This is a genomic window from Nostoc sp. (genome assembly GCF_036916655.1).
GTDB lineage: Bacteria > Cyanobacteriota > Cyanobacteriia > Cyanobacteriales > Nostocaceae > Nostoc.
In genome coordinates, this window is sequence record NZ_JBALFY010000069.1 from 1 (window position 1) to 25,989 (window position 25,989).

23 protein-coding genes are annotated in these 25,989 nt (G+C 41.1%); 16 read left to right on the forward strand and 7 right to left on the reverse strand.

Going from position 1 to position 25,989, the window contains the following annotated elements:
- From V7L31_RS19850 to rdgB, 3 genes are all read left to right on the forward strand, one after another.
- Positions 1-2,226 (forward strand): tetratricopeptide repeat protein (locus V7L31_RS19850; protein ID WP_334697835.1); only part of this gene is annotated, 2,226 nt, incomplete at its 5' end.
- Between the two features lie 244 nt (positions 2,227-2,470).
- Positions 2,471-3,907, forward strand: coding sequence for a phosphoglucomutase/phosphomannomutase family protein (locus V7L31_RS19855; RefSeq protein WP_334697836.1), 1,437 nt, complete (start codon positions 2,471-2,473; stop codon positions 3,905-3,907).
- A gap of 88 nt (positions 3,908-3,995) precedes the next feature.
- Positions 3,996-4,574 (forward strand): RdgB/HAM1 family non-canonical purine NTP pyrophosphatase, encoded by a 579-nt coding sequence (gene rdgB / locus V7L31_RS19860; RefSeq protein ID WP_334697837.1) that lies wholly within the window; start codon positions 3,996-3,998, stop codon positions 4,572-4,574.
- 145 nt (positions 4,575-4,719) lie between these two features.
- Here rdgB and V7L31_RS19865 read toward each other — a convergent pair whose 3' ends face one another.
- The 3 genes from V7L31_RS19865 to thiD all read right to left on the reverse strand — a co-directional run bounded on the left by V7L31_RS19865 (position 4,720) and on the right by thiD (position 7,035).
- Positions 4,720-5,058 (reverse strand): P-II family nitrogen regulator, encoded by a 339-nt coding sequence (locus V7L31_RS19865; protein WP_012410794.1) that lies wholly within the window; start codon positions 5,056-5,058, stop codon positions 4,720-4,722.
- Between the two features lie 358 nt (positions 5,059-5,416).
- Positions 5,417-6,025, reverse strand: a complete 609-nt coding sequence (locus V7L31_RS19870; protein WP_334697838.1) for a cell division protein ZapB — start codon at positions 6,023-6,025, stop codon at positions 5,417-5,419.
- 185 nt (positions 6,026-6,210) lie between these two features.
- On the reverse strand, positions 6,211-7,035 hold the full coding sequence (gene thiD, locus V7L31_RS19875) for a bifunctional hydroxymethylpyrimidine kinase/phosphomethylpyrimidine kinase (protein ID WP_334697839.1): 825 nt from the start codon (positions 7,033-7,035) through the stop codon (positions 6,211-6,213).
- 1,086 nt (positions 7,036-8,121) lie between these two features.
- On the opposite strand from thiD, the gene V7L31_RS19880 reads away from it, so the two are divergent.
- The 3 genes from V7L31_RS19880 (at position 8,122) to V7L31_RS19890 (ending at position 13,453) form a co-directional block, all read left to right on the forward strand.
- On the forward strand, positions 8,122-9,843 hold the full coding sequence (locus V7L31_RS19880) for a hypothetical protein (protein WP_334697840.1): 1,722 nt from the start codon (positions 8,122-8,124) through the stop codon (positions 9,841-9,843).
- Between the two features lie 75 nt (positions 9,844-9,918).
- Complete coding sequence (locus V7L31_RS19885; protein ID WP_334697841.1) at positions 9,919-10,047, forward strand: hypothetical protein; 129 nt, start codon at positions 9,919-9,921, stop codon at positions 10,045-10,047.
- Positions 10,048-10,237: 190 nt separating this feature from the next.
- On the forward strand, positions 10,238-13,453 hold the full coding sequence (locus tag V7L31_RS19890) for a choice-of-anchor D domain-containing protein (protein ID WP_334697842.1): 3,216 nt from the start codon (positions 10,238-10,240) through the stop codon (positions 13,451-13,453).
- A 172-nt stretch (positions 13,454-13,625) separates the two neighbouring features.
- Here the strand turns inward: V7L31_RS19890 and V7L31_RS19895 are convergent, their stop codons facing one another.
- Both V7L31_RS19895 and V7L31_RS19900 read right to left on the reverse strand, forming a co-directional pair.
- Positions 13,626-14,450: a M90 family metallopeptidase gene (locus V7L31_RS19895; RefSeq protein ID WP_334697843.1), complete on the reverse strand. Its 825-nt coding sequence runs from the start codon at positions 14,448-14,450 to the stop codon at positions 13,626-13,628.
- Positions 14,451-14,624: 174 nt separating this feature from the next.
- The gene (locus V7L31_RS19900; protein WP_334697844.1) at positions 14,625-15,242 is read right to left on the reverse strand and encodes a hypothetical protein; all 618 of its coding nucleotides are present in this window, start codon (positions 15,240-15,242) and stop codon (positions 14,625-14,627) included.
- Positions 15,243-15,397: 155 nt separating this feature from the next.
- Here V7L31_RS19900 and V7L31_RS19905 point away from each other — a divergent pair, with 155 nt between their 5' ends.
- From V7L31_RS19905 to V7L31_RS19940, 8 genes are all read left to right on the forward strand, one after another.
- Positions 15,398-16,153 carry a TspO/MBR family protein gene (locus V7L31_RS19905; RefSeq protein WP_334697845.1) on the forward strand — a complete coding sequence of 252 codons (756 nt, stop codon included), beginning with the start codon at positions 15,398-15,400 and terminating at the stop codon, positions 16,151-16,153.
- A gap of 343 nt (positions 16,154-16,496) precedes the next feature.
- On the forward strand, positions 16,497-16,865 hold the full coding sequence (locus V7L31_RS19910) for a Crp/Fnr family transcriptional regulator (protein ID WP_334697846.1): 369 nt from the start codon (positions 16,497-16,499) through the stop codon (positions 16,863-16,865).
- A 186-nt stretch (positions 16,866-17,051) separates the two neighbouring features.
- Positions 17,052-17,417 carry a Lin0512 family protein gene (locus V7L31_RS19915; RefSeq protein WP_334697890.1) on the forward strand — a complete coding sequence of 122 codons (366 nt, stop codon included), beginning with the start codon at positions 17,052-17,054 and terminating at the stop codon, positions 17,415-17,417.
- A gap of 90 nt (positions 17,418-17,507) precedes the next feature.
- The gene (locus V7L31_RS19920; RefSeq protein ID WP_292850203.1) at positions 17,508-17,846 is read left to right on the forward strand and encodes a hypothetical protein; all 339 of its coding nucleotides are present in this window, start codon (positions 17,508-17,510) and stop codon (positions 17,844-17,846) included.
- Positions 17,847-18,333: 487 nt separating this feature from the next.
- Entirely contained in the window at positions 18,334-19,518 is a 1,185-nt protein-coding gene (locus V7L31_RS19925) for an AbrB family transcriptional regulator (RefSeq protein ID WP_334697847.1), read from the forward strand.
- A 508-nt stretch (positions 19,519-20,026) separates the two neighbouring features.
- On the forward strand, positions 20,027-20,302 hold the full coding sequence (locus V7L31_RS19930; RefSeq protein ID WP_334697848.1) for a hypothetical protein: 276 nt from the start codon (positions 20,027-20,029) through the stop codon (positions 20,300-20,302).
- A gap of 45 nt (positions 20,303-20,347) precedes the next feature.
- Positions 20,348-20,710, forward strand: coding sequence for a phosphoribosylanthranilate isomerase (locus tag V7L31_RS19935; protein WP_334697891.1), 363 nt, complete (start codon positions 20,348-20,350; stop codon positions 20,708-20,710).
- Between the two features lie 93 nt (positions 20,711-20,803).
- Entirely contained in the window at positions 20,804-21,619 is an 816-nt protein-coding gene (locus tag V7L31_RS19940; protein WP_334697849.1) for a DUF1838 domain-containing protein, read from the forward strand.
- A gap of 158 nt (positions 21,620-21,777) precedes the next feature.
- Here the strand turns inward: V7L31_RS19940 and V7L31_RS19945 are convergent, their stop codons facing one another.
- Positions 21,778-22,410, reverse strand: a complete 633-nt coding sequence (locus V7L31_RS19945; protein WP_334697850.1) for a retropepsin-like domain-containing protein — start codon at positions 22,408-22,410, stop codon at positions 21,778-21,780.
- Between the two features lie 257 nt (positions 22,411-22,667).
- Between V7L31_RS19945 and V7L31_RS19950 the strand changes: the two genes are divergently transcribed.
- A complete protein-coding gene (locus V7L31_RS19950; protein WP_334697851.1) occupies positions 22,668-23,393 on the forward strand; it encodes a Uma2 family endonuclease in 726 nt (241 codons plus the stop codon).
- Between the two features lie 191 nt (positions 23,394-23,584).
- On the opposite strand, the gene V7L31_RS19955 is transcribed toward V7L31_RS19950, so the two are convergent.
- Complete coding sequence (locus tag V7L31_RS19955; protein WP_334697852.1) at positions 23,585-24,523, reverse strand: NAD-dependent epimerase/dehydratase family protein; 939 nt, start codon at positions 24,521-24,523, stop codon at positions 23,585-23,587.
- A 311-nt stretch (positions 24,524-24,834) separates the two neighbouring features.
- Between V7L31_RS19955 and V7L31_RS19960 the strand changes: the two genes are divergently transcribed.
- On the forward strand, positions 24,835-25,977 hold the full coding sequence (locus V7L31_RS19960) for a glycosyltransferase (protein ID WP_334697853.1): 1,143 nt from the start codon (positions 24,835-24,837) through the stop codon (positions 25,975-25,977).
- Positions 25,978-25,989 lie beyond the last annotated feature (12 nt).

Consider the following 25,989-nt stretch of genomic DNA (forward strand, 5'->3'; position numbering starts at 1 on the left):
CGCCAATCATTAAATGACACATCATTGATAGCTGTAACTTACCATCAATTAGGTCAAATCTATCAAGCATGGGGTAAATATGAACAAGCGATCGCTCATTACCAACAAAGCCATGACCTTTATGAGCAATTGGGTCAAGACAAAAATGTAGCTAATCAGTGGTACAATCTGGCAGCCTGCTATCGGGAATGGGGAAAATATGAACAAGCACTTGAATGTCAGCAAAAATGCTTGGCACAACGTCAAAAGTTAGAAGACCAATCAGCTATAGCTCAAGCTTACTTTCAACTAGGCTGGATTCATCAAGTATGGGGCAAATATGAACAAGCGATCGCCTATTTCCAACAAAGCCATAACCTCTATGAGCAATTGGGTAAAGAGAAAGATATAGCTAACCAGTGGTATCGACTAGCTGATTGCTATCGTGATTGGGGTAAATATCAGGAAGCCGTAGAGTGTGAACAAAAGGACTTGGCAATTTGCCAGCAGTTAGATGACCAAACCGGAATAGCTTTTGCTCATTATCAGCTAGGACGTATATATCAAAGTTGGGAAAAATATGAACAAGCGATCGTCTACTTCCAGCAAAGCCGTGATCTCTATGAGCTGTTAGGCAAAGAGAAAGATGTAGCTAGCAGATGCTACGGCATAGCTGATTGTTATCGGGACTGGGGAAAATATGAACGGGCATTAGAATATCAGCAGCATTGTTTGAGCATACGTCAGACATTAAATGACACATCATTAATAGCTGTAACTTACTATCAGCTGGGTCGAATCTATCAAGTATGGGGTAAATATGAACAAGCGATCGCTCATTACCAACAAAGCCATGATCTCTATGAGCAATTGGGTCAAGACAAGAATGTAGCAAACCAGTGGTACAACTTAGCTGGATGCTACCGAGAATGGGGAAAATATGAACAAGCATTTGAGTGCCAGCAAAAGTGCTTGGCACAATTTCAAAAATTAGAAGACCAACCAAATATAGCTAGTGCCTACTTTCAACTAAGTCGCATCTATCAAGCTTGGGGAAAATACGAACAAGCGATCGCCCACTACCAACAAAGCCGTGACCTCTATGAGCAATTGGGCAAAGAGAAGGATGTAGCTAACTTGTGGGATTGGCTAGCTACTTGCTATCGAGAATGGGGCAAATATGAACAGTCATTAGAGTGTCAGCACCATTGTTTACTCATACGCCAGTCATTAAATGACACATCATTGATAGCTGTAACTTACCGTCAATTAGGTCAAATCTATCAAGTATGGGGTAAATATGAACAAGCGATTGCCTACTTGCAACAAAGCCGTGACCTCTACGAGCAATTAGATAAAGTAAAAGATGTGGCTAATCAATGGGACTGGTTGGCTTATTGCTACCTTAATTGGGGTAAATATGAGCAGGCAGTTGAATGTCAAAAACAATATCTTTTGCTACATCAAGCGCTAGAAAACCAACCTGAAATAGCTAATGCCTATTATTGGCTAGGACGCATTTATAGAGTTTGGGACAAGCATGAGCAGGCATTAGAGTATTTTCAGCACAGTTACAACTTGTACCAGCAACTAGATTTAGGTAAGGATTTAGCTATATGTCATAGAGCAATTGGTGAGAGCCAACGCTTGCTAGTAAAAAATACCTCAGATAAAACAGTAGCTTTTCAATTACTGGCGCAAGCTGAACAAAATATCCGTCAAGCCATCCAAATAGATACTACAGGAGACTATAAAGAAAATCTTGCTTACGACCACATTATCTTTAGCTTAATCTGGTCAGAACGCTTACGCTTATCGTCTATTGACGACTCGTTACCGCAAGAACAAATTGCCAAGTTTGAAGAATATTATAATACTGGCTTAACGTATTTTGCCGAACTGGGGCAGACAGTAAATAGAGCAGATGAAGCTCTGGATATCGCCCGTGCCTATCTGGAAGTCAGCGTCTTAAAAAATCTTGAACGAGCCGAAGAACTAGCCCAAGAATCCCTTCAAGTTTTCCAGGAATACAATCGCCGAGAACTAGAAGCTTCATCTCGTAAACTCTTGGGCGAAATATACTTGAGCCGCGCCCAGCAGCATGAATTAGATACTAAAGTAACTGCTACCCAGTTTTTAACAGAAAGTCTGCAAATCTACAAAGAGCTTGATTTAAGCGAAAAAGCTGCCGAGGTAGAGCAGCTAATGCATTCAAATCTAGATAATACTGGAATACTTAGCGATTAAAATTCCCCACTACATAAACCAAGCCTGCGTAGATATTATATGAAACGTCTACGAAGGCGGATTTTAATTGTGAGCCAAAAGGCGCTGTCTAATAACAAGTTGTTGTGCGTCTACACACTCCATTGGAAAAAATTGCTAACTTTTGTGTTGAATATTATTTAGTACATATTTTTACTAGATTCTTTTTTTACTCTGCACACTGTATAAATGCTAGAATCCTCAAGTAGACAGTTAGGATACCTAGATGCCAGTTGTAGCTAACTCAATCAAGTTTGGTACAGACGGCTGGCGGGGCATTATTGGTGACGAGTTCACCTTTGAACGCCTAGCCCTGGTCGCGCCAGTTGCCGCAAAAGTATTATATGATACGTATTTTTCTACGGTTGGTAGCCGGACAATAATTGTCGGTTACGATCGCCGATTCATGGCTGAAGACTTTGCTCGTGCTGTTGCCGATACTGTCAGTGCTGTCGGATTTGATGTGCTACTGAGCGAGAGCTATGCCCCAACCCCAGCTTATAGTTGGGCAGCAAAAGAACTCAATGCTTTAGGGGCGCTGGTAATTACAGCCAGCCATAATCCTGGTAAATATTTGGGTTTAAAAGTCAAGGGTTATTTTGGTGGATCGGTACCGCCAGAAGTCACAAAAGAGATCGAAGATCAGTTGGCGGTGGGAGTACCACTAGCAGCTACCCCAGGTAAGCAAGAGAAATTCGATCCTTGGCCTAGTTATACCCAAGCACTAGAACGTAAAGTTGATATCGCCAAACTTCGAGAAGCGATCGCATCTGGTAAATTGACCTTATTTGCTGATGTCATGCATGGCGCTGCTGCTGGTGGATTGGCAAGACTACTAGGCAATCAAGTCAAAGAAATCAACTCAGAACGCGATCCCCTATTTGGTGGCGGTGCGCCGGAACCCTTACCTAAATACCTTTCAAAGCTATTTGAAGTCATCAAGACTCACAGAGAAACCGATAAATCAGGTTTAACGGTGGGGTTGGTATTTGATGGAGACTGCGATCGCATTGCAGCAGTAGATGGAGAAGCCAACTTCCTAAGTTCCCAAGTCTTAATCCCGATATTAATCGACCATTTAACCCTGCGGCGCGGTTTTACTGGAGAAATAGTTAAAACTGTTAGTGGTTCCGACTTGATGCCCCTTGTAGCGGCACTACATAATCTCTCAGTCTTTGAAACAGCAGTTGGTTATAAATATATTGCTGACAGAATGTTAGCAGCAAAAGTGTTGCTGGGTGGTGAAGAGTCGGGAGGAATTGGCTATGGTAGCCATATCCCTGAACGTGATGCCCTGCTGTCAGCATTGTACGTCCTAGAGGCGATCGTCGAATCTGGTTTGGATTTAGGTGAGTATTATCGCTACTTGCAGAAAAAAACAGGGTTTACCTCAGCTTACGATCGCATTGATTTACCCTTAGCAAGTATGGAAGTGCGATCGCGTCTTTTGCAACAACTGCAAACCCAACCCTTAACGGAAATTGCCGGGAAAGCAGTGATTGATTGCCAAACAATTGACGGCTACAAGTATCGCCTCGTGGATAAAAGCTGGTTAATGATTCGGTTTAGCGGGACTGAGCCAGTTTTACGCCTCTACTGCGAAGCCTCAACAATTGAGCAAGTGCATCAAACTCTTGCTTGGGCGAAACAGTGGGCGGGGTAAAATTCATTATTAGTCATTAGTCATTTGTCCTTTGTCCTTGGTAAATGACCAATGACTAAATATACCAATGACCAATGACTAATGACTAATGACAAAATTACTTGTAGTAGCTACAGGAAATCCAGGTAAGTTGAAGGAAATACAAGCTTACCTGGAAAATTCTGGTTGGGAATTAATCCTCAAACCTGAAGAATTAGAAATTGAAGAGACGGGCGAAACTTTTGCCGCCAACGCTTGTCTGAAAGCGTCACAAATTGCTAAAGCTACGGGAAACTGGGCAATTGCTGATGATTCGGGCTTACAAGTAGATGCCCTAAATGGCGCACCAGGGGTGTATTCTGCACGTTACGCCAAAACCGACTCAGAACGCATTGCTAGAATATTGAGCGAATTAGGCAACGAGGTAAATCGGCAAGCTCAATTTGTCTGTGCAGTAGCGATCGCTCGTCCTGATGGTGCGATCGTATTAGAATCTGAAGGTGTTTGCCACGGCGAAATTCTCCATGCGCCTCGTGGGGATAGTGGTTTTGGCTACGATCCAATTTTTTATGTGCAAGAGTTGCAATTGACCTTTGCCGAGATGACACGGGAGTTAAAGAGGTCAATTAGCCATCGAGGCAAGGCTTTTACAGCTTTGCTTCCACAGTTGGAGAGAGTTAATAATTAGGAGAGACGCGATTAATCGCGTCTGTACAAGAGTTAGGAGAGACGCGATTAATCGCATCTGCACAAGAGTTAGGAGTTATGAATTTTGCTAAATCTTTATTCATTACTCCTGACTAATAACTTTTAACTCTTAACTCCTAACTTTTTTAAACTGCTTCTGTGTTCTTTTCGCCAGTACGAATCCGAATCACCTGCTCAACAGGCGAGATGAAAATTTTACCATCGCCGATTTCACCGGTGCGGGCAGCAGCAATAATTTTGTCTACCACCATATCAACCTGATTGTCGTCAACTACAATTTCCACTTTGAGTTTTTGCAGAAACTCGACGGTGTACTCAGAACCGCGATACCGTTCAGTTTGACCTTTCTGCCGTCCGAACCCTCGAACTTCAGAAACAGTCATGCCAACAATACCAGCGTTAACTAAGGCGATTTTTACCTCATCTAGCTTAAATGGGCGGATAATAGCTTCTACTTTTTTCATCTTTTTAACTCCTGACTTCTACTAGCTTCGTTTATATATCTAACCAGATCCGCTGTCTGAAGCTGTAACCAGCAGTGCTTTTCCTAAAAGATATGTAATAATTACCACTTTTTTAAAATCATAGATGCTTTGCTTGAGGGTTTGGTATATGAGAACCAGCAAGGATTTATTTGGATAATCTTTGAAGTTCTAACATAAGTAAGTTGCTGTCAATTTAGCATTTTATGTAGCTTTTATAACCCAATAATATATCAACTCCGCCGTTTAGCAGATTTGTTCGGATATTTAGAGAGTGAGTGCAGACAAATTGCATAATAGCTCGAAAGCCTGCTACTGCTGCTGAATGTGGGAATGTCAACTAACGTTTCTGATGTTCAAACAAGGGACGCACAACGAAATATCCAGCACTAAAGGCAGTCAGCATAATTAACAAGATGGTAATAATTAACCACCAGCCATTGATTCCCTTGGTATCTGGCTCAGTAGTGGAATAATAATAACTTACTTGTTGCTCTTCTATAAAAACTGGTTCTGGTATGGGGAAATTTATTTCCGTTGCAGGTGTACGAAAGTCTTGGCGGCGACTTTTTTCAGGTGGGGCTTTGGGTACAGATGGACGCGAACGAGAAACCTGCTGACGTGGACGCGCTGGTGCTACTGGTTGTTTGGCGGCACTTTGAAAGTCACCAGAAGCTTGGGTAGCTTGATGATAACTGGGTGTAGTATGGGAATCCACAAAATTTTGCAAACGGGAAAAAGATTCAACTACTTTGGTAATTTCTTGGCGCAATAGTTGATTTTCTTGTGCCAATTGCTGATTTTGGGTGGTGAGTGCATTTAGCCTCGCCTGTGCTGCTTGCAACTCTGTTGACAATTCCCTATATACAGATAGTGGTACAGAGGGAGGGTAGGCTTGAGTAGTCGGTATTGGCGAATTTCTGTGAACAGAACCTATGGTTGTTCGCATTGGGGAGTTGGTATTAAAAATCAAGGTAATTAGATCGTACAGAGATGCTAACAGAGATAGTCAGCCCTCAAACTATGCCCAAGAATAATAGAAAAATGCCGAAAGGGCAAAGATTTTTTATTGGGGATTGGGGATTGGGGATTAGGTATTAGGTACTAAGAAAACTTTTCTCTAATCCCCCGTCCCTAGTCCCTAGTCAATAATGGAAAGAAGTGTCCTACAGGGCCTTGCCCTTCGCCAATATCTAGGGCGTAAGTGAGTGCAGTAGTTACATACTCCTTTGCCTGTTGTACTGCTTGCCACAAGTCTTTTCCCTTAGCTAGATTAGCAGCGATCGCAGCCGATAGTGTACAACCAGTACCGTGGGTATTTTTTGTCTCTACTTGCTGGCAAGTCAAAACCTCCAACTTGTCTCCATCAAACCAGATATCAACACCACGCAAGTCTCCCTGCATACCTCCACCCTTGACTAAAACAGCCTTCGTCCTTAAAGTCTTGTGAATAATTTCAGCAGCCTTCTGCATATCCTCCAAAGAATTAATTTGTAAACCGCTCAAAATCTGGGCTTCATAGCGATTAGGCGTGATTATAACCGCTTTAGGAATCAGGGTATGGCACAGAGTCTTTACTGCATCATCATCAATCAATTGTGCCCCTGTACGTGACACCATTACTGGATCAACAACCAGATTCTTGATTTGTAAAGCTTCCACTTGTTGGGCCACAGCAAAGATAATTTGCTGATTAAGCAACATACCCGTTTTGGCAGCTTGTACGCCAATATCCTCAACTACTGCCTGAATTTGCGCCACAACAGCCTCTCTTGGCATGGCATCAACCCTTTTTACTCCCAAAGTATTTTGTGCCGTGACACAAGTTATGGCACTGGTACCGTGGACACAGTGAAAAGCAAAGGTGCGTAAATCAGCTTGAATTCCTGCACCGCCACCGCTATCTGAACCAGCAATAGTTAAAGCAACAGGTATTCTGGACTTTATCTCAGTGTTCATATTATAGGAATCCGATTTGATTACTGAACTTACTTGTGTAGGGAGGGAACAGGAAACGGGGAACTTTTAACTGGCAAGAAGGGAATAGACGTGTACTGAGTTTTTTCACGCAATCAAATACGAGTCCTAATATGAAGATTAAGTAAATTGGCGTCATCAAACCAAACTATCTCAAAGATTGACGAAGGTGCTGAGTTAGGAGTTATTAATAATTCTTCCCCAGTCCCCACTCCGCACTCCCATTCTCTAGGTGTAGCCCGCCAAAGGCATTGCTTTCTTTAAAAATATTTAGATCGACTTCATCAAATCCTCGCACAAAGAGCTTTCTATTCCTATATAACTCTGGTAATTAACAGGACTCCACCAGACGCTTCCATAGTATTTTGGATTTTGTTGTAAAAAATCTTACTATATTCCGGGCATTTACTGATAACAACTACTATTTGTAAAGGTTACTTTTAACTAAGTTCACAAGGCTCAGTTACACCGCTTAGAACAGGTTCGACAAATTGTTCCATTAGTTCCCTTAAGTCAAGGGATTAATCTATTAAAGTTTCAACAAATTTACCTTTGACCACTATAACTTTAAGTCCCCAGTTATCGGTTAGGGGTACATTTTACCATGCAAATTTGGCAACTTTCTGACCTTAAAACAAGGGATTAAGTTCAGAATAATTATTATGCCAAATATCATTGCCATCTCAAATATAGCAGATGGTAAAACTGGCTTGCAAACAGATGAAGATACAATTCAGTTTGACTTGTTCCAGCCTTATTAATCAGGCGATATTTGACAACAATCCTAGAGACGAAGCATCTACCTACTAATCGTCCGATTACTCTCAACAAAACCCTGACGATTGACGGTATCAATACCCCTAGTTCAAGCATCAAGGTAAACAGAAGAAAACTTTTAAATTTTACAACAGTGTTTCTCTAACTGATGCAATCTTAAGTTGCGATCGGACAACCATGACTGTCTTTAAAAGTTCAGATAGATGACCTATTCAAATAACTACTTAGCAACTGAAAAAAGTTGTTGAGAGTGTACTACCAATTCACCTTATACACATTTGAAGTAAACAGATGGCTGGCACAACATACTACGTTTCTGGAACAGGCAATGATAATAGCAATGGCTTGACTACAACAACTCCCTTCCGCACAATAGGCAAAGCAGTTTACCTTCCTCAGTTGAAAGCAGGCGACACAATCCTTGTGATGAATGGGACTTACGGTAGCGTAGGGATGATATTTAACAAAAATGGCTCACCAAACAACTGGACAACAATCAAAGCCTATCCAGGAGCTACGCCTAAGATCGTAACAACGGTAAGTGCGATAAATATATTTAGTTCATCCTACGTGCGGATTGAAGGACTTACCTTTGAGGGCAATCGGCAAAATATCACTCTAGACTACGCATTACAACAGAAAAACAATCTCAGCAACCCCTTAACTAATGCCAATGGAATTTATGTAGCATCTTGGAAAAATAGCCAGGGAGTGGGTGGTACTAATCCTCATCACATTGTCATCACTGGTAACACAGTTAGTAACTTTTCAGGTGGGGGTATTGCTATCAGTGATGCAGACTACATCACAGTTGAGAAAAATATTGTGTCAGGAAATGCTTGGTATTCGCCTTATGGTAATCAGGGAATTACCGCTCTTCGTAGTTTTAATTTGGATAATAATACTACTGATTACAGGATGATTTTTCGAGGTAATGTTGTCTACAATAATCAAAGTCTAGTTCCGTGGTACGTACCTGATAAAATTACCGAAGGGCACGGTATTATGCTTGATACTACTATTCAAGCTAAAGGCGGTGTACCTTATACAGGTAAAACTTTGATTACAAATAACATAACTTACAATAATGGTAGTTCTGGTATTAATGTTTTCAAGGCTAATCATGTAGATGTCGTTAACAACACAGCCTATCAGAATAGCCGTGTTCTCACAAATAATGGAGAAATTGGTGTTTCTTACTCAGATAGTGTACGTGTCTACAACAACATTTTGTATGCAGGTAACAATCAAAATGCCAATTCTATCAAGTACGCTACAAATGTAACCTTTGATCGCAACCTTGTTTATAACTCCAAGATATTTCAAGCTTCAGATAATTTAAAGGCTACAGGGTTGCTGAATATTTTGGGTAAAGATCCCCAATTTGTTAATGCGGTTCAAAGTAATTTTGCGCTCAAACCTGGAAGTCCTGCGATCAATGCTGGCTCAAATGCTTTTAATACCATCACTGGTAATGGTACTGGCGTTGCAGCGGTTGATCTTGGTGCATACCTTCATCTTAGTACATACCAAGTTCCTACCCCAATAATTCAAGCTCTCAATGGCACAGTTGAGATTGCAGATGGCAGTACTACCGGGATTAATTTTAGTGACACCATACTTGGCAACACCCTAATAAGTAAAGCCTTTGCCATCAATAATACTACTACGCCTGCACTCAACCTGAATAATCTTCAGCTTATCGAAGAATTTAGTTTGGTTGGTACTCTTCCGACGAGTCCCGCATTGCTCGGAAGTTCCGCGATTTTTGTCCTCATCATCCTTGCCCGAAATATATTTCGGGCATTTTTGAAAGATTATTTTTTGATGCAGCGTAAAAAACCAGAATCGAGATTTTATCAGGCTTTGAGAAGTGTGATGAGAAATCCAAAAAGTATAGCTACTAATACTTCCACCATCACTACATCAGACACTTATAGTGGCAGTCTAAGCTTAAACAATAATGACATTACTGATAACAGCACTGTTAGTCGAAACGACGAAATAGCCTAAAAAACTAGCTAGTTTATAAAGAGTAGTGATCGCAGCTACTACAGATGAAGATACCATTCAATTCGACCTCCAGTCTTGCTAATCAGACAATATCTGACGACAAATCTAGAAACAAAGTATTTACTCGCTAATCGTCCGATCGCCCTCAACAAAACCCTGACGATTGACGGTATCAATACCCTTAGCTCAACCATCAACGGTTGACAAGAGAAAAATTTTCAGTTTTACAACAGTGTTTTTACAACCGATGCGATTTCAAATCGCGATCGGACAACTGTGACTGTCTTTAATAGTCCAAACAGATGACCTATTCAAATAACTACTTAGTAACCGAAGAAAGTTGCTGAGAGCGTATTACCAATCAATTTCCCTTACACACATTCGGAGAAAACAAATGGCTGGCAAAACATACTACGTTTCTGGAACAGGCAATGATAAAAGTAATGGTTTAAACGAACAAAACGCGTTTCGCACTCTGACAAAAGCCGTGTCTCAACTGCAAACAGGTGACACACTCTATGTCATGAACGGAACTTATGACAAAGGATTTACGCTTTTTAACAAAAATGGCTCACCAGACAACTGGACAACAATCAAAGCCTATCCAGGAGCTACGCCTAAGATAAAAACGACGGCAAGTGGGATGAATATATTTAGTTCATCATACGTTAGGGTTGAAGGACTTGTCTTTGAGGGCAATCGGGAAAACATCACTCTAGAATATGCTTTACAACAGAAAAATAACCTGAGTAATCCCTTAACTACTGCCAATGGAATTTATGTAACATCTTGGACAAATAGCCAGGGAGTGGGTGGTACTAATCCTCATCACATTGTCATCACTGGTAACACAGTTAGTAACTTTTCAGGTGGGGGTATTGCTATCAGTAATGCAGACTACATCACAGTTGAGAAGAATGTTGTGTCTGGAAACGCTTGGTATTCGCCTTATGGTAATCAGGGAATTACTGCTCTTCGTAGTTTTAATTCAGATAACAATACTACTGACTACAAGATGATTATTAGAGATAACATTGTCTACGATAATCAAAGTTTGGTTCCGTGGTATGCAGCTGGTAAAATTACTGAAGGACACGGTATTATGCTTGATACCACAATGCAGGCTCAAGGTGGTGTAACCTATAACGGGAAGGCATTAATTGCAAATAACATAGTCTATAACAATGGTAGCTCTGGCATTGACGTTTTTAAAGCGGTTAATGTAGATGTTGTAAATAATACGCTTTATCAAAATAGCCGTGTTCTAACAAATGATGGAGAAATTGGTGTTTCTTACTCAGACAATGTACGTGTCAACAACAATATTCTATATGCAAGCGACAATCAAAAAGCCAATGTGATCAAATACGCTACAAATATAAATTTTGATCGCAACCTTGTTTATAACTCTAATGTCTTCCAAGCTTCAAATAATCCAAACGCCACAGGGTTACAGAATATTCTGGGTAAAGATCCCCAATTTGTGAATGCTGCTGGAAAGAATTTTGCACTTAAACCTGGAAGTCCTGCTATCGATGCTGGTTCCAATGCCTTGAATGCCATTACTGGAAATATTCCTCTGGATGGTGATGGTAATGGCACTGCATTGATTGACATTGGTGCATACGAAGCTCCGCACATCACCATTACTACTCCAGAAATTCAAGTTCTCAACGGCACAGTTAATATTGCAGATGGTAGTACTACAGCAATTAACTTTGGTGATGTCACCGTTGGTAATGCCCTGACCAAAACCTTTACTATCAATAACACCGGTACCGCTGCACTCAACCTGAGTAATCTTCAACTTCCCAATGGATTTAGTTTGGTTGGGACTCTTCCGACGAGTGTGGCTGCTAGTGCTTCTACGACTATATCGGTGGCACTCAACACCACTACACCTGGTACTTATAGTGGCACTCTGATTTTAGGCAACAACGATAGTGATGAAAGCCCTTTTAACTTTGTTATTAGTGGCATAGTTAAACCTGTTCCTGCTCCAGAAATTCAAGTTCTTAACGGTGCAGTTGATATTGCAGATGGCAGTACTACAGCAATTAACTTTGGTGATGTCACCGTTGGTAATGCCCTGACCAAAACCTTTACTATCAATAACACTGGTACCGCTGCACTCAACCTGAGTAATCTTCAACTTCCCAATGGATTTAGTTTGGTTGGGACTCTTCCGACGAGTGTGGCTGCTAGTGCTTCTACGACTATATCGGTGGCACTCAACACCACTACACCTGGTACTTATAGTGGCACTCTGATTTTAGGCAACAACGATAGTGATGAAAGCCCTTTTAACTTTGTTATTAGTGGCATAGTTAAACCTGTTCCTGCTCCAGAAATTCAAGTTCTTAACGGTGCAGTTGATATTGCAGATGGTAGTACTACAGCAATTAACTTTGGTGATGTCACCGTTGGTAATGCCCTGACCAAAACCTTTACTATCAATAACACTGGTACAGCTGCACTCAACCTGAGTAATCTTCAACTTCCCAATGGATTTAGTTTGGTTGGGACTCTTCCGACGAGTGTGGCTGCTAATGCTTCTACGACTATATCGGTGGCACTCAACACCACTACACCTAGTACTTATAGTGGCACTCTGATTTTAGGCAACAACGATAGTGATGAAAGCCCCTTTGACTTTGTTATTAGTGGCACAGTCAAACCCAAAATTATTAATGGTACAGTCGGTAATGACATCTTTATTACCAGACCAAACAATGGCAATGACATCATCACCGATTTTGGTGGTGTAGGTACTAACTCAAACCCTTCATCTGTGGTGATTTCCAAAGTAGATACCTTGCAATTTATTGGGGCTGGCTTGACTGCGAGAAATCTGCAATTAACTCAAAATGGCAATAATTTAGAAGTCACTTTTGAAGATGTGGCTAATACCAAAGTCACTTTACAAAACTTTCAGTTAGAAAACCTAGAGAACTTAGCCGTATCGACAACACAATCCGCCATCGGTAATATCATATTTGACGGACAAGCCAGCGTTTCTGACAGCTTTGATGTAATTAATGCCAACTCCACTGCAACTAGCATTTTCAACACAAACACTGTTACTTTCCTCAATGACTTGAACAATAACATTGTCGGTTTTGACAACTCCAACGATGTGATTAATGGTCAAGGGGGCAATGACATCATCGATGGAAAAAGTGGTGATGACCTGCTGCGGGGTGGTGCTGGCAATGATCTTCTCATTGGTGGACAAGGCAATGATACTCTTGTGGGTGGTATAGGTGCTGACTCTTTTATCTACAACACCAATGCTGCTTTTACTCGCGCTGCTGTGGGTATTGATGCGATCGCTGACTTCAATCACTCTGAAGGTGATAAGATTGTTCTAGATAAGACCACCTTTAATGCCATTACTTCTGTTGCCGGAACGGGTTTTAGTAACGCCAGTGATTTTCAAATCACTAGTTTAGGGGCAGTTAGTAATGCTGTAATTATCTACGACCCTACAACCGGGCAATTACTATACAATCAAAATGGTAGCGCTGCTGGTTTCGGCAGTGGCGGTCAATTTGCACAACTGACTGGTAAGCCTACTCTTACTGCCTCCGACTTCATCATTCAAGCATAACCCAATACGGTTTAATTAAGGGTTATTGGTGTAGATAATTGGTTTTTGAAGACACATAAATCGCGTCTCTACATCAGGGTTTTGTTGCTCTATCTGAACTGTATTGACTTAATAAGGGACGCAATATGTTTATTGCGTCCCTACAATTTCTTGACTTGCAATCGGCTAGAGTTTAAACCCATTGCACAGGATCTAATTTATAGTAACGTTGTAATTGCTCATAAAGTGCCGGATGTTTGGACAACAATTGGTGCGGTTTTTCAAAGAATGTCTCAGTCGCCACGGCAAAAAATTCTGCGGGATTTGTTGCGCCATAGCTATCCATTACCGTCTTTACGCCTTGTAGAAGATCGTTACAAAGTTGCTGATATGCTTCTGTCATCACCTTTGACCAAATAGGATAGTCTGAGTTATGTTGCAGTATAGGAACTCCCTCAGCTTTACCATCCTCTTGATCCAACTGATGGGCGAATTCATGAAGTACAACGTTACGTCCATCCCTCCAGTTAGCAGTGTCTTGTTTCACTTGTTCCCAAGATACTACTACTTGGTCAGTTGTCCACGATTCGCCTAATCTTGCCACACGCCTTTCTTCAACAACATAATTTCCAATAGCAGTTGTTTCCTGAACAAAATAAGCATTGGGATATATCAGAATTGAACGAAGTCTAGGAAAGTACTGCCCACGTTCATTGAGTAGGAGTAAACAGGCAACAGCAGCGAGGGTCAATTTCATATCTTCTGTAACTTGTAATCCTCTACAGCCAATAAATTGCTTTTCTGCTAAAAACACTTGAATATGTCCCTGAAGTCGTCTGATTTCATCGGGAGAAAGACAAGGGTAAATAGGAAGATTATTCTCAACAATGGCACTCCAAAGGGGAGGAAAAGGACGATGCTTGAGACGATTTCTTCGCCTTTTAACTAGATTGGGATTGACTAAAATCCCAACAATAATTAGCCCAATGGTGAACAAGATAACTATTGTTTTAATCATTATTTTTTGAACAGGTTACAAGTGGTGAGCCGAAAGATTGTCATAAAGGCACTTGTTTTGTGTTGTCGGTAGCAAATACTGAAAAATGTTAAGGCTATTGCTGTGCAGTTGAAGGCGCAAATAAAGCGTATGGAAAAACTCTTGTCAATTGGAGACATTGAGCGAAATAAGCTACTAGCTACAATAACCCAGATTGCTTAATCCGGGAGTATTTACTAAGTCAGTATTGGCTATCCAACCATTACCAGATAACTCTCCAGGGAAACTTCTAGAAAGGTCGATTTCTACCCAAATGTAATTTTCAGATTTGTATGACTTAACTATATTACCTGTAACCAAGTTTACAAACACGACTGCATTGGGATTAAGTGTTGTAATAAAAGCTCCTTTTGTACTTGGTTGGCGAAGTAAAGTTACAGGTTGTACAATTTGCCGACATGCACTGCCAATAGTAGGTTTAGTCCATAGGTTTTGAGCGTTGTTTTTCGTCTGACAAAATGTAAGCACAGCAGTTTGAATAAATCCTGAAGTCGGAGATTTGATTCTGACAAATCTATCTCCACTAGTTGGTATATATGCTAAATTAATCTTTGTTTTTGCCGACAATATTCTGATAGCCTTCGATGATGTTGAAGGTTCTTTAAAAATTGGAGTATCTACTTTAGTTGCACGACAACTCGACTGTGAATAATTGGAGGCAGTCTGTGTGATTTGAGCGAATACAGGTACACCCAGAGAGAACGTAGCAATCTTTACTAGAGTAAAAATATACAATAACTTCTGAAATTCCACGTTGTTTCCTAAATATCACTTCTAAAAAACTCTACATTAGATTCGCAACTTATAAACTCTGACGTTAAAAGAGCCTAAAAAAATTATTTTTAGCCATCAGACATCATATAATGACTGATCGCTACTAATTACCAACTAGTCCCAATCTCTTAATTATGAATAAATCCAATAATACAGGAATACTTGAAAACTTTGTCAATACAGTAATGGGAGTAAAAACTCTTAATCAACAACGGTCTTCAAATACATTCATAGCTACTACACAAGAATTAGATGTCAGGGCAGTTTTAGTTTATACACTAGGAACTATCCTACAAATATTAGTGATGATTCTCGTGTTACTGGTTATGGAAAAATTAGTAATATTGATTGATAAAAATTCTTATTTTCCTAGTTGGCTGAGTACTTTATTGACTGGATTATTTTTTGCGCTATTAAGTATCCGTTCCCGAATTTTTTCTCTTTTAGATAATACCCGTTCTCGTCAGACTTATGACCAGGTAATCAGACCGAGATGGTCTCCTCCACCTTTAGTATTTCCTATAGTTTGGATGATGATTGCCGTTTTGCGGGTAATTTCTTCTGTATTAGTTTGGCAGCAAATGAATCACCAATTTTTAGTGCTACCTTTAATTTTGTTTGTGGTACATCTGGCTTTAGGAGATACTTGGAATACGATTTTTACTGTAGAACGGAGATTAGGTGCAGCTGTTCCTGTAGTTATTTTAGGCCCTTTGTTATCTGCTGTAATAGTGACGGCAATTTATTGGCAAACTAATTCTGTAGCGGGAATGACTTTATCATTTTCTTGTGTATGGCTAACTTTAGCTGCTGTATTAGTATTTAGAATTTGGCAATTAAATGGCTCTGAGCCACTGTATCCTTTAAAACTAACGCCTTTGGAGAAATAAATCCTCAAAATTCACTAAGATAAGAAAGCAAGGAAAAATATCACTTGACTTTTGTGTATGTGCCCAGAGTCTCGCTTTAGAGATTTCCAAGAAATAAATTATTCAATCTTGTGGGGTGTGCAACATGAGCGCCTTTGCTTACTGGGCAGGCGAGACGCCCACCCCACATTAAAAATTAAAAATTTCAGATGGGATTGCTAGATGACGTGAAAAGTCAGGGGACTAAATCAGGAATTTTGCGGAGGTTGAAAGTTAATCAACAGAAAGTAGTATACTTTTCTGGGTTCGCCTAAAGCTATCTAAAAGTTTCGTTTAAAAACAAAGAATTTTGGGGTTGCTCTAAATGCTAAGTCCTGTGGTAACAGTCAGTATCTTTCAAAAACAACCCGATCCTAAAGCATTTTCGGCAGGCCAAGTCATTTTTGAAGAAGGACAGCCTGGTGATGAAATGTACGGCATTCTCGAAGGAGAGGTAGATATATTAGTCAATGGCAAGATTGTAGAAACCATTGAAACGGGCGAAGTTTTTGGTGCCGGGGTACTTGTAGGAGTAAAAAATAGAACTTACTCAGCTATTGCCAAGGTGGATAGCAAGCTAGGTTTCCTCGATCGCGAAGGGTTTCTCTTTGCCGTTCAGGAAACACCCGTGTTTGCTCTACAGGTGATGAAAAGTTACTCAGAACGTCTGAGTCGCTTGCAGCATATCATCTAAAGCACCTTAGAAGGCAGGGGCAAGAAGTGCTGACAAGTGTATGTTCCCCACTGAGAAGCATCTACTAGAGAGCATTTTGCAGGACACCAAATCTCTGATTTGGTCAGATAATGCGGTGTTCTGCCAAGTGGCTTCTCTAGCTTCTGCCTTTTTTGGGGAAAAATGCGAAATTTACCTGAGGTAGCAATGGCACGTAAACGGTTGATTATTGAAATGGGGATGGGAATAGATCAACATGGACAAGAACCAACAGTAGCAGCATCTAGGGCAGTACGTAATGCGATCGCTCACAATGCTTTACCTGGTGTTTGGGAAGTTGCTGGTTTAAGTCATCCCAATGAAATGATTATAGAAGTTCAGGTAGCAGTGCCATACCCCGAACAAGTGAGGGAAGAAGAAGTACTCGCTGTTCTACCATTTGGTCGGAAAACCCTCGTCGTAGAATCTGGGGGGATGGTAGTTCAAGGACGGGCTATTCCCGAACTTAATGATAAAAATGACGAAATGTTGATTGCGATCGCAGCTGTTACAGTTCTAATCGAAAATGATTAACTGAGGCTCTGCGCTAAACTAAAAAATATTGGGATAGAAATCTCTGGCAGTAAGTTCAATACACCAATAATCTTTACCACTGCGGCGATCATGTCTCAAGAGTATAACGAATCACTCCAACTTCAGGAAATCACCAAACTCAAACCGAAACACTTTGCTGATTTAGTCCGATCGGCACAATTGGTTTTCGACCCCACAGCTGGAGTTTCGGGAAGAAATATCACAGTTGACTGGGAACAATTCGGAATTCCCCATGATGTAGTGGATAATCTCAAATTACTTGGTCAGCAGTACCAGTATGCATCTCCTCACATCCCCGTTGAAGTCATTTGGAGTAAATTAACTCCAGAAACTCGTATTTGGTTTGTTGAAAATAAAGATCGGTTGTGGCAGCTTGAAGAAGCTTTCCCAGCCCTTGACGAAGATTAAACAGCTGAACCATTGAAAGGAATACCAAATTATTTTTAGGAGTGCGACGGCTGTTGTACCCCTATAACTTAACGTGAGTTCGACGAACCTCTCCCTGCTTTGAACTAAAGTTCAAGTCTGTCCCTCTCCGAGTCGGAGAGGGACGGTTTTGCGTAGTAAAACTAGGGAGAGGTTTTTTGAATGAGCAAATTGGGTAAATATTATATAAGCAATCGAATTCACGTTAATTATTGTTTGAATGCAACACGCGATAAATTTAGACTTAGTAGAGTGTGGCATTGTTAATTTGACAGACTACTATTTATAGCGGTTTTCTTTTGCATAAAGTACAAAGTTACGGGTTTGGAGTCACGAGGTAGAAACTCTTTATATCTAATGCGTGAGTCTTGCATTTTGTACCTAACTTAAAAAGCAAGCAAACTGCTGTATCTTGTGCGATCGCATTAGTTTGAGTACATCAGTTAAATTAATAAGAAAGCTTGTATAGATGAATCAAAGCCCAAGTGTGACTCCCAACCTGGAAGAACATACTCATAAAAATCCTATTGTTACCAAACAGCAGTTATTTACAAAGCAACTAATTGTCCTTGTGTTGGAAATGCTTCTGGCATTACCCCTGGGTTTACTCCTTGCCAAGTTCCAAATTGGTAGGATTGCCTGGATATTCGGGGGGATTGCCGCTGGTACACTGGTTCTTCAAGGGTGTCGAATTTTTTATCAATATTCCCCCCAACCTAACCGCACCGCTAGAAAAGTCGGAATGGCACTTGTCGGCTTAACTGTTGGCGCTTCCAATGCCCACGCGAATCTAGCTAGTGTTGCTTCTGGTATTCCCATATTTATTTTTCTTACCTTGTTTCTGCTGCTGAGTGGTAGCTGTATTGGTTACATTTACTCCCGCATCAGCAAAACCAACCTATTGACAGCAATGCTGGCTACAGTTCCAGGTGGTGTAGGAATTATGGCAGCGATCGCCGCCGATTACAATAAAAATGTTAGCTTGGTTGCCCTAGTTCAGGCGATTCGCGTCACCTCTGTAGTTGTTCTCATTCCCTTCATTGCTAGGACATCAGCTGGTAGTTACTATCCCCAAACACTCTCAATCAACAGTACTTGGCTCAATCTCGATCCATCTCAACTAGAATTACTCTTGTTAGTACTGGTAATCACTGGATTAGTAGTTTATCCAGCAATATTATTTAAAATTCCTGCTGGTGATTTCTTTGGTGCATTGTTGATTGGCATCGGGTTTAATCCTTTGCTACATTCGCTGCCTTTTGTGGGTGATATTAGCTTTAGTCCGCCGCCTTTAATTAACTTATTGGGTCAAATGCTCTTGGGAATTACCATTGGTGAATATTGGGGAGATAAACCCAACTTTAGAAAGCAGACTGTTGGCTATGCCTTGATATCTGTAGGCATGACCCTCGTAGCCGGAGCGATCGCTGCTATACTTGCGATGCAATTAACCTCTTGGGATTGGTTAACCTGTCTGCTAGTCACAGCACCAGGAGGATCGGCAGAAATGATCCTGGTTTCTCTGGCATTGAATCATAATGTTGAAATTGTGACAACGGGTCATTTAGTGCGACTAATTGCGATTAATAGTTCTCTACCACTTTGGGTGTTTCTGTTTCGCCGTCTGGATGAGCAATTTTCTGAACCAGTTTAATTGATTTGGGCATTGGGGACTGGGCGAAAGAGTTACAGCAGTTTTCATGTATTTGAACCACATCTGTCGTAAGGGCACAGCAATGCTCATTGGTGTCAACTTAACGTGAAACCGCACGTCCGCCAGGGATTGTAAATCCCTGTCTCATAACTAAAGTCCTCTGAAGAGGACTAAATAGTGTGAAAATTTTCAGTCTACTTCAGTAGACTTGAGCTATTAGTCTCTTAATTATATTCCCTGGCGGGTGAACAACACCCAATCAGTACGCTATTTCTAGCTTAAGTTGACACCAATGAGCAATGCTGTGCCCCTACCGTGTGGTCTATTTACCTGAAAATAGCTGTAAGTAGTTTTTATATTTCAAAATATATCTTTTCTACCCTTCTACCTCTCTGCTTTTCTGGCCCTTTTCCTTTCAACTATCAGTTTCAAGGCTTATTCTAAATCTAGATGTTGCCGTTTTTGTCAACTACTTTTAAGAAACTAGGGCTTTGGGAGTTAGGAAAGAATGGAAAGAACTGCAAACCCAAGAGTCAAAATTTGCTGTATCAGCAGCATAGAAGAAGCATGGATTGCTATTCGTTGCGGTGCATCTGCACTCGGTTTGGTTTCTTATATGCCGAGTGGCCCTGGTGTCATCTCTGAAGAACTAATCGCCAAAATTGCGGCTTGTGTACCACCCCCAATCGCTACTTTTTTACTCACTTCTAGCCAAGATGCTCAAGAGATTATTCAGCAGGTAAGGCGCTGTGGGACAAATACTGTGCAAATCTGCGTAGGATGAAATCCTTGCCGGAGGCATCGCTTAGAATCAGGAAGCTATCAAGATATCCGAGATGCCTTACCTGGAATCTCTATTGTCCAGGTAATTCACGTCACTACCGAAAAATCTCTAGACGAGGCAATCAGTGTAGCACCCTACGTAGATGCAATTTTATTAGACTCCGGCAATCAATCACTGCTGATTAAAGAGTTGGGTGGTACAGGACGCTTACATGACTGGAACTTGAGCGCTAAAATCCGTGAGCAGGTAAACGTACCAGTTTTCTTAGCTGGAGGGTTAAAACCTGAGAATGTTGCAATTGCAGTTGATCGAGTTGCTCCTTTTGGACTAGATTTGTGTAGCGCGGTTCGTAGCAATGGCAAATTAGATGAGAATAAACTGAAGCTGTTCTTCGAGCAATTAAAATAGGGCATGGGGCATTAGTTTTTGACAAATGACAAAGATGCAACTTGAATTCTGATAGCTTATTCTTTTGTTATCCAAACACAAAGGATGCTTTAGATGGTTGCCCAAATCCAAGAACTTGAAGCCCAGCACTGGGTTAAAACTCGTTCTTCCCTCGATCCTACTGAATCTACTTTCCTGATTTGGAAAGGTAAAATTTACGCTTTTATCCCCGGTGAGAAAAGACAACTCCTGTTTAAAATCCTGGGATTGAGTATTAGCCGATGTATTCCCACAGCAGAAGGTAGCTGGGATTTTACTTCTAGGGAACTAACTTACTACCTCAACCCAAAAACAGATGAGGTTTTATCCAAATGGGAGAATCCTTGGACAGGCGAGACAGTTCCGGTGATTCACGTTGCCAATAATCCAGTACAGGGAAGGTTTGAGGGAAATTTCCCCGCACAAGTAGATGGTGACAGCACAACCTTCGTTTTTGATATATTTCCCCATTACCCTAATCCCCTAGCAGACGATCGCAAATTTGCTGAATATAGCCCAAATCCAATTTATCAGGCAGCGGAATTGTTTAAATTAACAGTGCCAACCGCAGATTTATTCAATCCAGCACTCTCCTCGGTTTCTGAACTCAAACTGAGTTGGGATAGAATTGGTCAATGGCTTCCTTGGATGAAAATGGGCGATCGCCCCGGTCAACTGATCTACAGTGCTGTTGGTAGCAAAGTCAATGGTTTAACAGAATTACCTCCACTGCTGCAAGACGAAATTAATAACCGTATTCCTTTATATAAACAAGCCCCAAAAGCATTGATAGATGGAGAAGATATGACTTCCTGGTTATACTTCCAAAAGCACTTTCAAGCATACTTGGCTGGTGAAATCTTCCCGCTTCCCCAAGCAGAAGAGTTGTAAACTAGCCGGAAAGCAACATCTAAAGTTGGTTGCTGAGGATAAAATTGACCTTCACTGTTGCACAGCTACGAAAACATCGCTAGTCTTTCCGACACGCTGCGCGATCGCTAAATGCGGATCGAGTTTGGCAGCGTGTTGAAAAGAATGCACCAGCTTTTTTATGATTGCAAATCTTCACGCCATGTAAAAATAATTTGCTCCTCAGCTTGCCTAAATTCAATATTAAATTTATCAAATACAACTTCTCGCCCTAAAAGCAATTGTTCTCCGCCTGTATTAATTTGTAACCATGCGACAGGAGTAATAAAATTATGTTCATCAATTGTCATTTCGACATTACGTAAAACATACTTAACTCTGCCACCTATCGTTTCTGCCAACAAAGTTGATTCTGAATCAGCCAAAGCATAGCCTAAGTCTTGACCAACTTTTAATGAAATTAAACTTAATTCAGCACCAGAATCTACTAACATTGTTGTATTAGATTCTATATCTCCGTGTTTTAAAATTACGCTATAATTTGGTTGCCAATCATGACGAGCAACGGTGCGGAAACGAATTGGTAAAATTTCTATAGAAGCAGTACGACGCGGAACTAGGTAAATTAAAAAAGGTTGTTTTGCAGCATTAGCTAATGCTAAAACTTCTCGTAAGTTTTCGCTATGAGCAATTATTCCATTTGTATTGTAAGCGATATATTGATTTTTATATAAATCTAATAACATCTGGCGGTTACGATTCAACCACTTAAGTATTTCATCTCTTTCTCTTTTAGAGGGCGTTGTGTTCATATATTTAATGTTTTTTGCGTATATAGAACAGATTAATAATACTCTTTTTGTTAGTTTTATAAAAAATATTACTTGTTTTGATAACGAAATGAAGAGTGTTATTTTGGAAGTGATTAATAACAAGATTAAATCAATAAAATATTCTGGTGAATATGGATTTAAAACCTTAGAAAAATTTAGAGATAGATGCTATTAAATTGGTATTTTATTTATTAGATTGACATAATAAGTAAAGTTAGTCGGTCAAGATTTACCTTATGTACCAAACAGACCCGCCTCGTCCTGCAAAAGAAACCCTACCCACCATGTATGATCTTCCCAGTGAATACCCGGAGGACTCTGGTTTGCCTGACGAATTTCACCTTTTTCAACCGCAACTTCTGCGCGAAACCTTCTGTCCACCTAACTATCCAGCAGAGGAGGTATTTGTTGCCACTGACTTAAACCTCTATTATGACCTCCGGCATACACTGTGGTACAAACGCCCGGACTGGTTTGCTGCTGTGGGAGTTTCGCGTCTCTACGAACAGCAAAACTTGCGTCTGAGTTATGTCATTTGGCAAGAAGGAGTTGCTCCTTTTGTAGTGGTAGAATTGCTTTCTCCTGGCACTGAAAAAGAAGACTTAGGACAAACTCTGCGGGAGATAAACCAACCACCGACCAAATGGGAAGTTTATGAGCGGATTTTGCGAGTTCCTTACTACATTGTATTTGACCGCTACACTGACAAACTCCAAGTGTTCCAATTAGTTGCAGACCGCTACAGCGAATTGGACTTGAGTACCCCACGAGTGTGGATGCCGGGTTTGGAACTGGGCTTAGGACTTTGGCAAGGTTCTTACCAAGGAATTGAGCGATTATGGCTACGTTGGTATGATGCTAGTGAGAATTGGCTTCCCACGCCCCTAGAACGAGAAAGTCAACGTGCTAACAGATTAGCAGCACAACTGCGAGAGTTAGGCGTTAACCCTGATGAGTTATGAAAACGCGATCACATCAGTAAACTTAAGCGAAACGGGCGGTTAGAAACCGCGTTTACACAAACAAAAGCTACCGATCCTGGGTTTCAAACTCTTAATTTGATCTTAGTCCGCGGAGGCGGACTTTGCCTGTGTAGCCGCGAATTCTATTCGCCCTGGCTGCACATCTCTAGTCTGCCCCTAAACATCTTTACTCACAACGCTTGTAAAATCTCCTCATCTACAGAGAAATCAACATCTGTTTTATCTTTTGCATTAGCCAAATAATCATTTTCCAGAGAGTCTTGTAACCCAGAAATCAAATCATATTCAGGATGCCAGTTTAATTCTGTTTGTGCTTTATTCACCGAAGCAAAGAAATGCTGCACCCGCATTGGAAAAGCTTTGCGCTTGCCGAAATCAAACTTTTTCGGGTCGTAATGGACGACTTTTACAGCATCGGGTGATTTACCAGCCGCTACAGCACTAGCACGGGCTAAACCATCAAAAGTGACAAAGCGATCGCCAGAGATATTATAAATCTGTCCTATGGCTTGTTTATTGCCCAAAACCTTAGTCATTGCTAGTGCCAAGTCTTTTACATGACCTAGCTGGGTGATATGCAGGCCATTTCCGGGGATAGGAATGGGGCGATCGCGCACAATTCTGTCAAAAAACCAGCTTTCCAACTCATTATAATTACGAGGCCCGTAAATATAAGTAGGGCGAATCGAAGTGAAGGGCAATCCCAATTGAGTCAGGTAAGCTTCTGTTTCATGCTTGCCCTTATGCCGACTTTTGGGATCTACTGGATCGCCTTCTATATGGGGCAATTGGTCAGATTTGAGATAAACTCCCGCAGAACTCATATACACAAAATGCTGCACTCGGTCTTGAAAAATCTCTGCTAGTGGTTGAGTATCAGTAAGTTCCCGCGCGTTATTGTCAAAAATGACATCAAAGTTTTCTTGTGATAACTTTGCTTTTAATTGAGTAGCATCTGTGCGATCGCCTATAATTTGTCCTACTCCGTGTAAAGAAGGTGCTGGTCGATTCCCACGATTGAACAACACCACCTCATGTCCTTGTTCCACTAGTAGTTGAGTTAAATAGACACCAATGAACCGAGTACCACCCATAATCAGAATTCGCATAAATTCACCCTTTATATATCAGTTTTCATCAAGAGATTGGGGAGTAAGGTAGGGACTGGGGATTGGGGACTAGGAGCAGGGAGAAGAATTTTCCCCTCCGCAAGAGCAGTACCCTGCCCCTCTGCCTCTTTTCAATGCCCCATTCCCCATTCCCAATCTGAGATTATCAGGTTGCAGCATCCATCTGGAACCTCTCAGAGAAAGATACCGTCTTATGTGCTAATCTGGGGCGCTTCCCATTCATTAATCACAAGAGGAAACTTTTCAGTCGGAGTCTAAGAAAACTATCTTCAATTTTGAATTGTTTAGCTGTGCCCTTGAAATATGCTCTAGTTCATGAGTGGCTGACACCCAAAGCCACTGGTGGTTCAGAACTCGTTGTACGAGAAATTTTGAATCACATTGATGCTGATTTGTATGCTCTCATCGATTTTGAATCCAGCAATAGAGAAAGTTATTTATATAAGCGTCAAATTGGCAAGACGTTTCTCCAAAACTTTCCATTTGCCCGCAACGGTATACAAAAATACTTGCCTTTGTGGCCTTTGGCAATTGAACAACTTGATTTGCGGCATTATGATGTAATTCTGTCTTCATCTCACGCTGTTGCCAAAGGAATCCTGACCACTCCCGAACAGATGCATATTTGCTACTGTCACAGCCCTATGCGCTACGCCTGGGACTTGACTTTTGATTATCTGCGCCACAGTAAACTAGGTAGTGGCTTACCTGGGTGGGTGACGCGATATTTATTACATCGTTTGCGCCAGTGGGATGTATTGAGTGCCAATCGCGTTGATTACTTCATTGCCAACTCACAGCATACAGCTCGGCGGATTTGGCGTTGCTATCGGCGAGAAGCAACAGTCATTTACCCACCAGTGAATATTGCAGAATTTCCATTTTTGTCTGAGAAAGAGGACTTTTACCTGACAGTTTCTCGGTTGGTAAGTTACAAGCAAATATCGTTGATTGTCAAGGCTTTTAATCAACTAAAACGACCATTAGTAGTCATTGGTACAGGAGATGAAATGAACAAGATTCGCGAGATAGCAAACTCCAACATCCAAATACTGGGATGGCAACCCGATAATGTGGTAAAAAAATATATGTCTAGGGCTAAGGCGTTTGTATATGCAGCCTGTGAAGATTTTGGGATTGCCCTAGTGGAAGCACAGGCCTGCGGCACGCCAGTGATTGCCTACGGTGCAGGAGGCGCTCTAGAAACAGTGCGAGATATCCACTCTTGTGTGGATACAGGGACAGGTATATTTTTCAGGACGCAAACAGAGGCGGCTTTAGTGGAGGCAGTAGAAAAGTTTGAAGTTTATCAGGGTTCGTTCAGTTCCGAGTATATGCGATCGCACGCCGCACAGTTTTCACCGCAAATCTTTGCCGAGCGTTATCTAGACTTTGTAAACAAATGCAACGAAAAAAGACCGTTTTCGCAATGATGGTCTTGGTTA

Excerpts from the sequence above, each read along its gene's own strand:
- V7L31_RS19855 (WP_334697836.1), top strand. The coding sequence starts at position 2,471 with ATGCCAGTTGTAGCTAACTCAATCAAGTTTGGTACAGACGGCTGGCGG.
- rdgB (WP_334697837.1), top strand. The coding sequence starts at position 3,996 with ATGACAAAATTACTTGTAGTAGCTACAGGAAATCCAGGTAAGTTGAAG.
- V7L31_RS19865 (WP_012410794.1), bottom strand. The coding sequence starts at position 5,058 with ATGAAAAAAGTAGAAGCTATTATCCGCCCATTTAAGCTAGATGAGGTA.
- V7L31_RS19870 (WP_334697838.1), bottom strand. The coding sequence starts at position 6,025 with ATGCGAACAACCATAGGTTCTGTTCACAGAAATTCGCCAATACCGACT.
- thiD (WP_334697839.1), bottom strand. The coding sequence starts at position 7,035 with ATGAACACTGAGATAAAGTCCAGAATACCTGTTGCTTTAACTATTGCT.
- V7L31_RS19880 (WP_334697840.1), top strand. The coding sequence starts at position 8,122 with ATGGCTGGCACAACATACTACGTTTCTGGAACAGGCAATGATAATAGC.
- V7L31_RS19890 (WP_334697842.1), top strand. The coding sequence starts at position 10,238 with ATGGCTGGCAAAACATACTACGTTTCTGGAACAGGCAATGATAAAAGT.
- V7L31_RS19895 (WP_334697843.1), bottom strand. The coding sequence starts at position 14,450 with ATGATTAAAACAATAGTTATCTTGTTCACCATTGGGCTAATTATTGTT.
- V7L31_RS19905 (WP_334697845.1), top strand. The coding sequence starts at position 15,398 with ATGAATAAATCCAATAATACAGGAATACTTGAAAACTTTGTCAATACA.
- V7L31_RS19910 (WP_334697846.1), top strand. The coding sequence starts at position 16,497 with ATGCTAAGTCCTGTGGTAACAGTCAGTATCTTTCAAAAACAACCCGAT.
- V7L31_RS19915 (WP_334697890.1), top strand. The coding sequence starts at position 17,052 with ATGGCACGTAAACGGTTGATTATTGAAATGGGGATGGGAATAGATCAA.
- V7L31_RS19920 (WP_292850203.1), top strand. The coding sequence starts at position 17,508 with ATGTCTCAAGAGTATAACGAATCACTCCAACTTCAGGAAATCACCAAA.
- V7L31_RS19925 (WP_334697847.1), top strand. The coding sequence starts at position 18,334 with ATGAATCAAAGCCCAAGTGTGACTCCCAACCTGGAAGAACATACTCAT.
- V7L31_RS19930 (WP_334697848.1), top strand. The coding sequence starts at position 20,027 with ATGGAAAGAACTGCAAACCCAAGAGTCAAAATTTGCTGTATCAGCAGC.
- V7L31_RS19940 (WP_334697849.1), top strand. The coding sequence starts at position 20,804 with ATGGTTGCCCAAATCCAAGAACTTGAAGCCCAGCACTGGGTTAAAACT.
- V7L31_RS19945 (WP_334697850.1), bottom strand. The coding sequence starts at position 22,410 with ATGAACACAACGCCCTCTAAAAGAGAAAGAGATGAAATACTTAAGTGG.
- V7L31_RS19950 (WP_334697851.1), top strand. The coding sequence starts at position 22,668 with ATGTACCAAACAGACCCGCCTCGTCCTGCAAAAGAAACCCTACCCACC.
- V7L31_RS19955 (WP_334697852.1), bottom strand. The coding sequence starts at position 24,523 with ATGCGAATTCTGATTATGGGTGGTACTCGGTTCATTGGTGTCTATTTA.